This window comes from Methylacidiphilum infernorum V4 (genome assembly GCF_000019665.1).
GTDB classification, from domain to species: Bacteria; Verrucomicrobiota; Verrucomicrobiia; order Methylacidiphilales; family Methylacidiphilaceae; genus Methylacidiphilum; species Methylacidiphilum infernorum.
On record NC_010794.1, the window covers coordinates 2,274,548 to 2,287,145 of the forward strand.

The following is a 12,598-nucleotide window of genomic DNA, read 5'->3' on the forward strand; positions in this document are numbered from 1 at the left end:
TCCCTTTCTTCAAGTTTTCGGTAGCCCAAGACCAAGCCCTATTCAACATCCAGTTCTAGTTCTTCTCCTTTCTTTATGCAAGAATAGGCATTTACACCTTTCGTTGCCGGGCCGCAGAGAACTTCTCCCGTTTTAAGGCTGAACCGAGCCCCGTGCCACGGACACTCCACCTCGCCATTTTCTATAAATCCTTCGCTCAAAGGCCCTCCCTCGTGGGGACAAGTATCATCAAGGGCAAAATATTCCCCCTTGTAACAAAAAACGGCAATTTTTTTTCCCTCTGCATCAAAACATTTTCCCGCTCCTTCCGGTATTTCCGAAGCTTTAAAAGGACATTTTACTTTGGCCATAGCGCTTTTTTTAGATTTTTATAATTTTTTTGTCAACTCGATAGTCGTTGAAAAAGCCGAGTAATTTTGATTGCATACCCTGCTTTGTTCCATAAAATGAGAAAGAAAGTCCCTTGTTTTACCCATGCGTCCAAAATTTCTTTTTGCTATAGCCTTGCTCGCGGCATGCGTGAGTGGTTGCACTTTAAATAACCAGAGGACAAGCCCATCTTCTTCTGCTTTACCTTCCAACCTTATCCGGGTAAGCATCCATGATCAAAAGATGGAATTAATTCAAGATTTCGGCAAATCAACGGAATCCCGCCGTTTTTACCCCGTATCCACCTCAAAATACGGAATAGGGGATGAATGGAATAGTTACAAAACTCCCATTGGCCGTTTCGTGATCGCCAAAAAAATCGGTGATGGAATACCCCTAGGAGGGAAATTTTACCATAGGAAATTTACGGGAGATGTGATCAAATTGGCTGCCTACGATCCATCAAAATCGGATTTCAATCACGATAGCATATTAACCCGGATTCTATGGCTTAAGGGACTAGATTTGCAGAACAAAAATTCCTTTAATCGGGGAATTTTCATCCATGGAACAAATCAAGAAGGGCTCGTCGGACAACCTGTAAGCTATGGGTGTATACGGATGAAAAATAGAGATGTTCTTGAACTCTACGACCTGGTATCGGAATATACTCCTGTCTATATCCAAAAAGAACCCCTTAAAAAACCCATACCCAAAGAAGTATTAGCAAGTTTTCACTTGCATTCTCCCTTTTATTCATCCTCACCTCGTTTTTCTTCTTACAGCTTGAGCTCTGATCAGTCTTCTCTAAGAGCCCTGCCTGTATCCACTCCCGCTTTTCCTCCTTCTTTTAGGGAAAGCTCTAGCGAGAGCAATCCAGGGGATTCAAAAACCCAACTGCATCCTTACGCTTCTTCCCGTCCTCCGGGAAATTCTTTAAAAGAAGGGCCAGCGGCTAAGACCCCAAGTCATTCCCATCTGCTCGTTGCTCAAGGCTCTATTCGTTCTTCTTCCAAGACTCAGCACTCCTTGACAAAATCTCCTTCTCACAAAAAGGGAAAGATCTCAACCCATAAAACGATTCAGCATTCCCCTTCAGCCAAAAAAATTATCTTGAGTTCGTCCCAACCCAAAAAGAAAAAGGACCTTGAATAGCTTATTGTCCAAGGCCAAGTCCAGAACATTAGAACTATCAAAAGAATTTATAAATTTTTTATATTGTTAAAAATAATCAATCGGGGCGACAGGATTTGAACCTGCGACTCCCTGCTCCCAAAGCAGGTGCTCTAGCCAGGCTGAGCTACGCCCCGGCAGCGAACACAAAAAGGAAATAACAAAGAAGAGGTTCCTTAGCAATGAGCTTGAAATTTCCTTCGATTCCTTTTTCGCAAGGATGGATATAAGCATAAACAGGAGTCAAAAGGAGTGCAAAAATTTTTTTAATGAGCTAATCATGCCCTCTATCCCATCGTCAACTAAAAACCATTTGTGCTTATAAAAGGAGCTCCATTTGAATTTTTCAAAAAGAAAAATTGAAGAACCATAATTTTTTGCAATGTTATTTTCTATACATAATTGTAGAATTTCTCTCAATGATAATTAAGAAAATTCCCGATTATAGAGAGGAAAATGTTGGCATAGTTCTGGCTACAATATAAAAAAAAGATATGAGCTTAAAGATAGAAAATCTACACGGCGGAATTGGAGGAAAAGAGATTGTTCAGGGCGTATCGCTAGAAATAGCCCCTGGAGAGGTTCATGCCATTATGGGTCCCAATGGATCCGGGAAAAGTACCCTTTCAAAGTTGCTTACCGGACACCCTGATTATGAAATCTATTCAGGATCGATAGAGATGGATGGAGAGTCGTTGCTCGAGATGGAACCCGATGAAAGGGCAAGAAAGGGGCTTTTCATGGCTTTTCAATACCCCTGTGAAATTCCAGGAGTAACTGTGGCAAATTTCCTGAGAGCCGCTTTACAAGCTCGCCTTCCAGAAGGCAAAACGATCAACGTGACTGACTTTTATAAGGAGCTGTACGCAGCAATGGAAAAGCTTTCCATGGACAGAAAGTTCAGTTCTCGCTACGTCAACGAAGGTTTTTCCGGAGGTGAGAAAAAAAGGAATGAAATCCTTCAAATGGCCGTTTTAAAACCCAAGTACGCTATTCTTGACGAAACGGATAGCGGTTTAGACATCGATGCTCTAAAAATTGTCGCCAACGGAGTCAACGCCTTGAAGGGTCCCCAGTTAGGCATACTGCTCATTACTCATTATCAAAGGCTTCTTAATTACATCATTCCGGATTATGTTCACGTGATGGTTAAGGGAAAGATTGTGGCAAGCGGAACTAAAGAACTTGCCTTGCGTTTGGAGGAAAAAGGGTATAGCCAATTTGAAGAAGAACTTGCCGCCCAAACGCATTAAAGAGGATTTCTAGAGTCAATTCAACTTAACTTTTAACCCATTGAAAGGGGAAAAAATATGCAGAGTGTAAAAGAAACCAATAAAGAGGACATTGTAAAGATTAATTCTCTTGTTGAGGATTTTTTCTATGATGTGAACTACACCTATGATGCGGGTGTAGGACTCAATGAAAAAACGATCGATTATATCTGCGATATTAAAAATGACCCGGATTGGATCCGCGCATTTCGAAAAAGATCGCTGCAAATTTTTTTACAAAAACCCTTACCCGTTCACTGGGCAAGCAAGGAGCTGGAAAAAATCGATTTTAACAAAATCCGCTACTACTTAGCTTACGACAAAAAAGCCCAAAGAAGTTGGGATGAAGTCCCCGAGGAAGTCAAGAAAACCTTTGAAAGATTGGGAATTCCCGAACAGGAAAGAAAATTTCTGGCAGGGGTAGAAGCCCAATTCGATAGCGAGTCGGCTTATTCAAATATAAAAGAATCCTTAAGTAAACAAGGAGTGATCTTCGTTGGAAGTACTGAAGGTCTCCATCAATATCCCGATATTTTCAGGAAGTGGTTTGCCAAAGTCATACCCCCGGCCGATAATAAATTTGCCGCCTTGAATAGCGCGGTCTTTAGCGGGGGAAGCTTTATTTATGTTCCCCCTGGAGTTAAAGTTCAACAACCTCTTCAAGCCTACTTCAGGATAAATGCTGAAAGTTTCGGTCAATTTGAAAGGACGCTTATTATCGCCGATGAAGGTTCCGAGGTAACCTACATGGAAGGTTGCACCGCTCCCCGTTTTGAGACGTCCACTTTACACAGTGCCGTAGTTGAGCTTGTCGCCATGCCCGGGGCCAAAATTCAATACATTACCGTCCAAAATTGGAGTTCAAATGTTTTTAACCTGGTGACAAAAAGGGCTATTGCCATGGAAGAAGCGGAAGTGCGGTGGCTTGATTGCAACATAGGCTCAAAGCTGACTATGAAATATCCCGGGGTTATCCTCCAGGGAAGGAAATCTCGAGGAGAGGTTCTCAGTATCGCTCTTGCTAATACAGGACAACACCAGGATACAGGGGCAAAGATGTATCATGCTGCAGACGAAACGACAAGCAATATCATCTCTAAAAGCATTAGTATCGGTTCGGGAAGAGCGAGTTATCGCGGACTTGTCAGTATTCCCAACCATTTGAAAAACTGTAAAAACAATACCGAATGTGACGCCCTGCTTATCAATACCACCTCCAGAACGGACACTTACCCGGCTATTACCGTAATGGGCAACCGAAACGCCACCCAACATGAAGCAAGCGTGAGCAAAATCAGCGCTGAGCAACTATTTTATATGCAACAAAGAGGATTACCCGAAGACGAAGCCATGAGTCTTTCTGTGAATGGTTTTATCAATGACTTAGTCAGAGAATTTCCCATGGAATATAGCGTGGAATTAAAAAGGCTTATTGATCTAGAAATGGAAGGGTCCGTGGGATAAAAGTCTTGAAACTTTCGATTCCCTATAAACAGAAGAGGAGTTTCCCATGCCACTCATACAAAACAACTCTGTAGCAAAAACGACCGCAAATGGTCCTTACCCTGCTTGGTTTGAAAACAGCCGTAAGCAGTCCCAGTTGGAATATGAAAGACTTCCTCATCCCCAAAGAAAAAACGAAAAGTGGCGATTCTCAAGCATAGAGAAAATAAAATGGGAAGGATATTCTTCATCGGTGCCTGTTTCTCCCTTTGACGTTGAAAAAATAAGCTCTTCGTTTCCTTTTGAAAATTCCTTAGGTGCCCTCGTATACGGCAACGATGAACTGCTCTTTTATACTCCTATTCCTGAAAAACTTCAAAAAATGGGGATCATTTTCAGCCCTCTCAATGAAGCCCTAGCTCTTTATCCAGGGCTTTTAAAAGACTACCTATTTAGAGAGACACTCCGTATGGGGGCCGAAAAACTTGAAGCTCTTCATAGGTCAAAAACCCAATCGGGAGTATTTTTATATGTTCCTCGAAATGTAGAAATACAGGAATTTTTTGAAGTATGGTTCTGGATTACCGAACCCTTTGCTGCGGTCCATCCCCACATTTTGCTTGTTCTCGAAGAAGGAAGCAAAGCTAAAATTCAATTAAATTTTAGGTCCCTCAATGCAGGAGGCGGTTTTAGTTGTTCAGCCATTGAAAGTTTCTTGGAAAGATCGTCCTTGCTCGAAATTATCTCCGTTCAGCATTGGGCTGAGGAAGTCAACTCTTTTATGTTCAGTTTGACCGACGTAGGTCAAGACGCCCAGAGTTCTTCACTTTTTATCAATGTTGGAGGATCCTACAATCGGTTCGAAGGGAAAACACGTCTTAGTGGAGCGGGAGGAAGCGCCGAAATACTCTCGGCAACTCTGGCTAAAAACACCCAGGAATTTGATCAAAGAACTCTCCAAGTCCACACAGCTCCCTATACAACGAGTGATCTTCTTTTTAAAAATGTTTTATTCGATTCTGCAAAAACGATTTTTTCGGGCATGATCGATGTTTCTCCTGAAGCTCAAAAAACGGATGCTTACCAAAGTAATAAAAATTTAATCTTAGGAGAAAATGCCCAAGCCAATTCTTTACCTGGACTTGAGATTATGGCCGATGACGTCCGTTGCACCCATGGTGCAACCACGGGGGGAATAGCCAAAGAAGAGCTTTTTTATAGCCAACAACGGGGAATTCCCAAACCGGTTTTTGAAAAACTCTACACGATCGGTTTTCTTGCTGAATGCATACAACGGGCAAAAAGTCCTCAACTAGCCGATCATCTTCTTGACTTTCTTCGTCTTTCACTGCAAGTATAGTCAAAAAGAATGACTGTTATTTAAAAAATGAATACCCAAGGTCCTCAATCTACCCTAACAAGAGAAGTTCAGGCTGTTCTCATCCCCAGTGGAGACAAGATCCAATTGGAAAAAGATAAACCTTTCCAAATCACTCAATCGATGGGAGGCTCCTATACTCTTATCTATGACAACAGGATACTGGTCAGGGTTGATGCCAAAGATAGCGATGCCCTAGGGATCAACCAAGAACCTTCTCCTCTAAAAGAGATCTTAAGCGAAAACGAAGAACTCACCGAAGAAATCATCTATAATCGGCTCAAGGAAGTTTACGATCCAGAAATACCCGTTAACATTGTTGATCTTGGGTTGATTTATGATTGTCAAATCAACAAAAAAGAAGACGGAACTTATTCTGTTGCCGTAAAAATGACCCTGACCGCTCCGGGTTGCGGGATGGGGACGATTTTAGCGCAAGATGCCCAGTCAAGAATTCTTGAAATTCCCTCTGTGTCCGAAGCCCAGGTAGATCTAGTTTGGGACCCTCCCTGGAATCCAAGCATGATTAGCGAAGAAGGAAAAATGATCCTAGGCTTGGTATAAAAAGTCAGCCCTTTTCCCCTTTATTTCTCGACAACTATTCCTTCTTTTGAAGTAGCCCAAGATATTATTCCCTGGGTTATGATTTCGGCATATTCAACAAAGATACTTTTGAAGGACTTCCCATTAATGTTTTTGTTTCCATCGTAATCCCCGGCGATAATCCGATCATAGGCATCGACCGCATTCATGTAGGGTCCTTCGATAAAAACAACGGGGCAATGATAGATTCGATTAGCCAAGAGGTTCCTGGCAAAAACGTAAGGACTTTTACCCACTTTATAGGCTGCCGACCAATTGTTATAACTTTCCGGGGGATAGTTCCAAACCAACTCCATTTCTTTTGCCACGGCTTCTGAAACCTCCGCTTCTGGAACCGAGGTTCGGGATAAAAGCTTGTAAAGCAGATCCCATTTTTGATCGTCAAAAACAAGTTCTTCTTCAGAGTAATTCCCATTGACAAACACCACGAGCTTGCTTTTCTGGACAAGTTCCTCTCGGGTTGGATGATCAGACCACTTATCGGCATTAAAATGCACGCAGATAGTTAAGTCTGGATTGAACCGGTTGACAATCTCTGCCCTTGCCCTGATTTCCGCGTTCCTATAAAAAAGCCTTTCGGCCGTTAGGGATATTTTTTTTTCTATTTCATCAGAAAAGCGGTAGGGGAGATTTTCTTGGCTTTCAAATGGAAAAAGAAGGGATAGAGCATCAGCCCTTAGATCGGCCGGTCGAAGATCGGTCACAGGCTCGTAATTTTTTTTTGTCCATACTACCCTTGCCCCTGCTTCTTCAAGAAAATGAGCTGCTCTTCGACATACATTCATGTTGAGTTCGGCTTCTATAACAGGAGGATCAGAACCGATCTGAAAAAATCTTTCTTCCATCTTTGCCCATTTTCCCCCTATGTGACCGGGATCCAGGCATATGACTAATCCTTTAAGCGGTTTGGGATCTGAAGAACCATTCCCTTTTGTTTTTATACAGGATACCCAGTTGGCTTTTAGGGGTAGCTGTGATTCCTGGTCGGGAGCAAGGCGTAACCGGTAGAGCAGCTCGTTGTGTTCGACATCGGAATAAATAGTCAATTCATTGCCATTGATGATCGTATAGCGCCAGAAAGCCCCTGTAGGCGAATACAGGGTGTTAATCAATTGGACAAACTCCTCTCTAGTTATGGTTTCTTGAAACTGGTCGAGCCGTGTCCAATCTGGGGGAGGAGCCAAAGGAGAGAGTTTTTCCACCGCAAAAAGCCCAACAGGAAATATTTTCAGGAAAAAAAAAAACGATCGAAAGAAAAAGCCCTCTTTGCATAATGACTCTAATGATGCAGGGGATCAATTAATGTAAAACTTTAGAAAAATTTAGTTTCATTTTATAGACTTTTCCTGTTATCGCCCCGATAATGACATAACCAATAGAACGTTCAAAGCCGTTTTTATCCGCAAAAAAATCCAGAATCCAACAGGCTTCTTCATATCCTTTTAAAGAGGCGAGGCGAAATACCACCGTACTCAATTTCACCGTCCTGAACGATTCATTGGACTTGGTGGCGATTTCCAGTGCCCTGTTAGAATCTATTTTCAGCCTAGAAGGATTAATGGTGTTTTCCTTCTTATAAGGCAACAGGTGCAAGTTGCCAAGAGAAAAAAGCCCATCTTTTATTTGGGTTACCTGCCCTCCTGCCACGGTAATCTGTTCGGAACGAGACCAAGAATGGGGATTCCAATAAATAAATTGCCAGCTTACCGGGGTTAAAGTGGTGGGACTTCGCTCTCCAATTATTCCATAGAGGTGTTGCTTGGACTCTGCTGAAACCTGCTTTTCAGCGACTTTAAGGGCTTCAAAGGCGGTCGGCGTCTTTGCCATTAAAACAAAAGGGTAAAGCCCTAAGAAAAGAACGAAAAAAAACCGGCTCATATCTCTTCCCCCAACAAAAAAGAAAATTTCAATTCTTTAACAATAAAAGAAAAAACCTGGTAAAAAAGGATAAACAAAAAATCTTAGGAGAGAAAAGCTTCTTTTTAATTCATTCTTTGATTTTTATTCATTCTTTAATTTTTTGATTTAGACTATTTTTATCTTTTCTTTGTCTTTTAACCTCATTTTGTATGGCAACCATTCTTGTCTCTGGAGGAACAGGCTTTATCGGTAAATACATAGTGCAGCAGCTTTGTCAACTTGGATACAGGGTCAGGGTACCGAGCAGAAATCCCCAAAAAAAGCGATCTTTTTGCGATCTTTCCTGTGAATTCCTCGCGGGAGATCTCTCGGAGCTTTCTTTTGCAAGAAAATGTTGTTCTGGAATAGATGCCGTAATCCATCTCGTTGGAATCCTCGTAGAGCAAGGTCGAGAAACTTATAAAAAGGTCCACGTTCAAATAACCAAAAACATGATTCAAGCTTCCAAGGAAAACGGAGTAAGGCGTTTCCTTCATATGAGCTCACTGGGCACACGTCCTCAAGCAAAAAGCCGCTACCATCAAACCAAATGGACAGCCGAAGAGTTGGTAAGAAACAGTGAACTGGATTGGACCATTTTCCAGCCTTCCGTGGTTTTTGGAATCGGAGACGATTTTACTAAAAGGCTATGCAAAATGCTTTTTTTTCAAAATAATCCTTTACTTATTTTTCCTTTGATAGAAGGCGGAAAAAGCAAGCTCCAACCCATATTCGTTGAAAATGTTGCGGAAGCTTTCGTCCGGGCCCTACCCAATCCGAGCACTTTTCATAAAATCTATCCTCTTACGGGCCCTGAAATATTTTCCTTAAAAGAGATTATGATGCTTATTTTGGAACAAGCCCACTTGGCTTATAAAATAGAAGACATTCCTTTTTATACCTTGATGAGGATGGGGCTCATTCTGCTCAGTATTTTTATTTATCCCCTGGCGGCTCTTAAGGCTATAAGTCAAAATTGGAAAGGAGAGCTCTGGGCAATTTATTTATTCTCCTGGTTACTCTTTCTCCAGCTATTGCAAAAGAATATGAAAAAGAGACTCCTTTTTAGCTTGCCCTCAAATATCGCTTTTCCTCTTGTCAGGGTAGCCGAAAAACTGATTAAAAATCCACCTCTAACTCAAGATATGCTTCTTATGATGCTAGAAGATAATATTGCCGACAGCGCAGAAGCCGTTTCAACGTTAAACCTTAAGCTCGTTTCATTCAAAAGGGTTCTGCCCGATATCCTTGATTCTCTTCTTTTATAAGAGAACCATCTCTTTTTTGGGATAATACTTGAGTTGTTCCAAAACGACCTTTTTAATTCTTTGAGCCGACTCTCCGATTTCTTCTTCATGGGTATATTTCCCAATAGAAAGCCGAAGCGATGAACTTGCTCTTTGGGGATCGTATCCCATAGCCATAAGAACATGGGATGGTTGAATCGTTCCCGACATGCAAGCCGAACCGCTGGAAGCGGCAATCCCTGCAAGGTCAAGACCTATAAGAAGATCATGACCCCTAAGGGATGTAAAAGTAACAAGAAGGGTATTGGGAACGCGTCGAAGAGGATCCCCCACGCGCTCGATTCCAGGAAGATCAGCTAGACTATCCCAGAGCTTTTCGATCAGTTGAAACTGTCTTCTTCCCTGGAAGTCCATCTCAGACAATGAAATTTCAAGGGCTTTGGCAAGACCGACAATCCCAAGAATATTTTCTGTTCCTCCCCTTTTTCCCTTTTCCTGGCTCCCTCCAAAAATCATTTTTTCAAAAGGAGTCCCCTCTTTTACATAGAGTATTCCCACTCCTTTGGGTCCATAAAATTTATGAGCCGAAAGACTGGCCATAGACAACTCTTTGACATTCAAGGGGACTTTACCCACACTCTGGATCACATCCGAATGAAAAAAAATTCCCTTCTGTTTACAGAGTTCAGCTATCTGCTCTATAGGCTGACAGACCCCTGTTTCATTGTTTGCAGATTGAACGGAAACTAAAAGAGTACGGTCGGAAAGAAAAGAAGCTACTTTTTCGCAATCGACAATGCCCTCCTTTGTAGGGGAAACAAAAGTAAGCTCGTATCCTCTTGTTTTTAGAGCGGCAGCCGTCTCCAAGACGGCATGATGTTCTATTGCCGAAACGATGAAGTGGTTCCTTTTCTTATCGTTGTTTCCGTAGGCTATACCCATCAAGGCAAGAGAATCACTTTCCGAGCCACCGGAAGTAAAAATGATCTCTTTGCTTTTTACCCCCAAGAGCTTGGCTACCTTTTCTCTAGCCTGTTCTATGGCAAACCGCAACTTCCTGCCTTCTTCATGGATGCTCGAGGGGTTTCCCCAGGCTTCCATCCAAGAAATCATTTCCTCGGAAACCCTAGGATCTAAAGGAGTTGAAGCATTGTAATCCAGGTAAATTCTCTTCATCGCTTATCGGTTTACAGTTACTGTTCATTTTTTGTTCTCACCCGAATTTCTTGATCAACAAGGGTAACAATGGAGTTAGGAGGGACAGGATGGGTAAGCCATACATTGCCCCCGATTATGCTTCCCGATCCAATAACCGTTTCCCCTCCCAGAATTGTTGCTCCTGGATAGATCGTTACGTAATCTTCGATCGTGGGATGCCTTTTTTGGCCCCTTAGTTTTCTACCCCCACTCGTCGATCGAGCACCCAATGTCACACCATGATAAATTTTAACATGATGGCCTATTTTACAGGTTTCCCCAATGACAATTCCCGTGCCGTGGTCAATGAAAAAATCTGAGCCGATTTCCGCTCCCGGATGTATGTCTATTCCCGTCCTTGCATGAGCCCATTCGGTCATCATTCTTGGGATCAAGGCTACATTCTCCAGATAAAGAAGGTGAGCCAGCCTATAGACCGCTATGGCTTCAATCCCAGGATAAGCAAGAAGAACCTCTTCGATACTTGCCGAGGCGGGGTCTCCCTCAAAGGTAGCTTTGAGATCGGTGGTCAAAATTTTCCTTATATCGGGCAGCTTTGACAAAAATTTTTGACCAATGGATGCCGCATCTTTTCCTTCAATGGGTGCGAAGAGCAGGCTTTTTTCTAATTCCTGAATTAAAGAATGATAGATCCTTTTTAAAACTTCCAGGCAAAAGGAAGCCATTTTTTCCTGGGAAAGAGAAAGAGAAAAATAATACCCGGGAAAGATGAGACTTAAAAGATCTTCTGTTAATTTTGCCACAGCGCTTTTAGAGGGAAGATTTATCCCATCAGAACAATTAATGGCTCCATCAAGATAGTAAGAATTCAAAAGCTTGTTTAAAATAGAATCAAAAAAAAGTTTTTCCATTTTTAACCCTTACTCTATTTTTCCCTTACTCTAGTACAAACAAAATGAAAACCCAGTTATTTCCGATAATCAAGTGGTTATCCTTCTCCTTCCACTATAGCATTTTTTTTTCCTTGGTATAAATTCAAAAAGGAACCGGGGTCATGAGCGAAAAAACATATTTTAGATTAAAAGATTTCAAAGAGTTTTATCCTACTGGACCCTGCTATGCCGTCTTGGGAAAACCCATCGCCCATTCTCTTTCTCCTGTTTTTCAAAAAGCCGCTTTTAGACAGCTGGCCCTTGATGCTGATTATATACGCATAGAGGTAGCCGAAGAGGAATTGGAGCAAGCGGTTAACCTCCTGGTCGAAAAAGGCTTTCTAGGCTGGAATTGTACATCTCCACTCAAAAAAAAAATGGCCTCTTTATGCAACACCCTCGATAACTCTGCAGCTTTGCTGGGATCGGTCAATACGGTGGTAAGAAAAGAACAAAGGCTTTTAGGCTACAATACGGATGGCCGTGGATGGGCGATAGACGTAAAAAAAAACTTTGCCGTTGATTTTCAAAACCTTTCTATTGCCATCCTGGGAACGGGAGGGGCAGGCGAAGCCATTGCCAAGCAATCCGCAATAGAAGGTTCAAAAAAACTCATTTTACTCAATAGAACCTACGAAAAAGCCTTGCTGTTGGCACGAAGCATAGAAAAAAATTTTGAGGTTGAAGTCCAGGTTCTTCCCTTGACAGAATCCAGTCTCAAGCAACTCATGTTAAAAAGCGATCTCTTTGTTCAATCTCTTCCCTTGCTTCCCTTTTTATCTCTAAACTTTCAATGGGAAAAGATCCTCGATCCCAAGGTCATTCTCTACGATGTTTTATATTTTCCTATCCCTACGCCCATGGAATCCGTGGCTAAAAAAATCGGCTCCAAGGTTGTTAACGGGCTAGGAATGCTTGTAGAACAGGGTGCCCTTTCGTTTTCGATATGGACAGGCCTGGATGCTCCGATAGAAACGATGAGAAGATCGGTCCATCTCTCCTAAAGGGCTTATCTTGGAATTCCAAGGGAACAAATGAAAGCAAGGGCTTGAATATCCTTAGTAGGACTGAAATTAGAAATACTTATCCCTGATGAGTAATAAAAAAATTAAATGTCAATGTTTT

The 12,598-nt window shown here is 42.0% G+C and carries 12 protein-coding genes and 1 tRNA gene; 7 read left to right on the plus strand and 6 right to left on the minus strand.

What is annotated here, in order from left to right:
• Nucleotides 1-38 precede the first annotated feature (38 nt).
• Entirely contained in the window at nucleotides 39-350 is a 312-nt protein-coding gene (locus tag MINF_RS10775) for a Rieske (2Fe-2S) protein (protein WP_012464796.1), read from the minus strand.
• A 124-nt stretch (nucleotides 351-474) separates the two neighbouring features.
• Here MINF_RS10775 and MINF_RS10780 point away from each other — a divergent pair, with 124 nt between their 5' ends.
• On the plus strand, nucleotides 475-1,524 hold the full coding sequence (locus MINF_RS10780) for a L,D-transpeptidase (protein ID WP_048810398.1): 1,050 nt from the start codon (nucleotides 475-477) through the stop codon (nucleotides 1,522-1,524).
• A gap of 80 nt (nucleotides 1,525-1,604) precedes the next feature.
• Here MINF_RS10780 and MINF_RS10785 read toward each other — a convergent pair.
• Nucleotides 1,605-1,679 (minus strand) — tRNA-Pro (locus MINF_RS10785).
• A gap of 357 nt (nucleotides 1,680-2,036) precedes the next feature.
• Here MINF_RS10785 and sufC point away from each other — a divergent pair.
• Genes sufC through sufT form a run of 4 tightly spaced genes read left to right on the plus strand, consistent with a single transcriptional unit; the run spans nucleotide 2,037 to nucleotide 6,198 of the window.
• On the plus strand, nucleotides 2,037-2,795 hold the full coding sequence (sufC, locus tag MINF_RS10790) for a Fe-S cluster assembly ATPase SufC (RefSeq protein ID WP_012464801.1): 759 nt from the start codon (nucleotides 2,037-2,039) through the stop codon (nucleotides 2,793-2,795).
• Nucleotides 2,796-2,852: 57 nt separating this feature from the next.
• Entirely contained in the window at nucleotides 2,853-4,277 is a 1,425-nt protein-coding gene (sufB, locus tag MINF_RS10795) for a Fe-S cluster assembly protein SufB (protein WP_012464802.1), read from the plus strand.
• Between the two features lie 46 nt (nucleotides 4,278-4,323).
• Nucleotides 4,324-5,616, plus strand: coding sequence for a SufB/SufD family protein (locus MINF_RS10800; RefSeq protein WP_012464803.1), 1,293 nt, complete (start codon nucleotides 4,324-4,326; stop codon nucleotides 5,614-5,616).
• A 27-nt stretch (nucleotides 5,617-5,643) separates the two neighbouring features.
• A complete protein-coding gene (sufT, locus tag MINF_RS10805; protein ID WP_012464804.1) occupies nucleotides 5,644-6,198 on the plus strand; it encodes a putative Fe-S cluster assembly protein SufT in 555 nt (184 codons plus the stop codon).
• A gap of 20 nt (nucleotides 6,199-6,218) precedes the next feature.
• On the opposite strand, the gene MINF_RS10810 is transcribed toward sufT, so the two are convergent.
• Together MINF_RS10810 and MINF_RS10815 are read right to left on the minus strand one after the other, a co-directional pair.
• Nucleotides 6,219-7,439 (minus strand): N-acetylmuramoyl-L-alanine amidase, encoded by a 1,221-nt coding sequence (locus MINF_RS10810; protein ID WP_012464805.1) that lies wholly within the window; start codon nucleotides 7,437-7,439, stop codon nucleotides 6,219-6,221.
• A gap of 97 nt (nucleotides 7,440-7,536) precedes the next feature.
• Nucleotides 7,537-8,115 carry a hypothetical protein gene (locus tag MINF_RS10815; protein WP_148205263.1) on the minus strand — a complete coding sequence of 193 codons (579 nt, stop codon included), beginning with the start codon at nucleotides 8,113-8,115 and terminating at the stop codon, nucleotides 7,537-7,539.
• A 191-nt stretch (nucleotides 8,116-8,306) separates the two neighbouring features.
• Here MINF_RS10815 and MINF_RS10820 point away from each other — a divergent pair, with 191 nt between their 5' ends.
• Nucleotides 8,307-9,404 (plus strand): complex I NDUFA9 subunit family protein, encoded by a 1,098-nt coding sequence (locus tag MINF_RS10820; RefSeq protein ID WP_048810399.1) that lies wholly within the window; start codon nucleotides 8,307-8,309, stop codon nucleotides 9,402-9,404.
• On the opposite strand, the gene MINF_RS10825 is transcribed toward MINF_RS10820, so the two are convergent.
• Together MINF_RS10825 and epsC are read right to left on the minus strand one after the other, a co-directional pair.
• A complete protein-coding gene (locus tag MINF_RS10825) occupies nucleotides 9,399-10,559 on the minus strand; it encodes a cysteine desulfurase family protein (protein ID WP_012464810.1) in 1,161 nt (386 codons plus the stop codon). The genes MINF_RS10820 and MINF_RS10825 overlap by 6 nt on opposite strands.
• A gap of 17 nt (nucleotides 10,560-10,576) precedes the next feature.
• On the minus strand, nucleotides 10,577-11,452 hold the full coding sequence (gene epsC / locus MINF_RS10830) for a serine O-acetyltransferase EpsC (RefSeq protein ID WP_012464811.1): 876 nt from the start codon (nucleotides 11,450-11,452) through the stop codon (nucleotides 10,577-10,579).
• Between the two features lie 143 nt (nucleotides 11,453-11,595).
• On the opposite strand from epsC, the gene aroE reads away from it, so the two are divergent.
• The gene (aroE, locus tag MINF_RS10835) at nucleotides 11,596-12,477 is read left to right on the plus strand and encodes a shikimate dehydrogenase (RefSeq protein ID WP_012464812.1); all 882 of its coding nucleotides are present in this window, start codon (nucleotides 11,596-11,598) and stop codon (nucleotides 12,475-12,477) included.
• Nucleotides 12,478-12,598 lie beyond the last annotated feature (121 nt).

Coding starts and splice junctions, on each gene's coding strand:
- MINF_RS10775 (WP_012464796.1), bottom strand. CDS start 350: ATGGCCAAAGTAAAATGTCCTTTTAAAGCTTCGGAAATACCGGAAGGA.
- MINF_RS10780 (WP_048810398.1), top strand. CDS start 475: ATGCGTCCAAAATTTCTTTTTGCTATAGCCTTGCTCGCGGCATGCGTG.
- sufC (WP_012464801.1), top strand. CDS start 2,037: ATGAGCTTAAAGATAGAAAATCTACACGGCGGAATTGGAGGAAAAGAG.
- sufB (WP_012464802.1), top strand. CDS start 2,853: ATGCAGAGTGTAAAAGAAACCAATAAAGAGGACATTGTAAAGATTAAT.
- MINF_RS10800 (WP_012464803.1), top strand. CDS start 4,324: ATGCCACTCATACAAAACAACTCTGTAGCAAAAACGACCGCAAATGGT.
- sufT (WP_012464804.1), top strand. CDS start 5,644: ATGAATACCCAAGGTCCTCAATCTACCCTAACAAGAGAAGTTCAGGCT.
- MINF_RS10815 (WP_148205263.1), bottom strand. CDS start 8,115: ATGAGCCGGTTTTTTTTCGTTCTTTTCTTAGGGCTTTACCCTTTTGTT.
- MINF_RS10820 (WP_048810399.1), top strand. CDS start 8,307: ATGGCAACCATTCTTGTCTCTGGAGGAACAGGCTTTATCGGTAAATAC.
- MINF_RS10825 (WP_012464810.1), bottom strand. CDS start 10,559: ATGAAGAGAATTTACCTGGATTACAATGCTTCAACTCCTTTAGATCCT.
- epsC (WP_012464811.1), bottom strand. CDS start 11,452: ATGGAAAAACTTTTTTTTGATTCTATTTTAAACAAGCTTTTGAATTCT.
- aroE (WP_012464812.1), top strand. CDS start 11,596: ATGAGCGAAAAAACATATTTTAGATTAAAAGATTTCAAAGAGTTTTAT.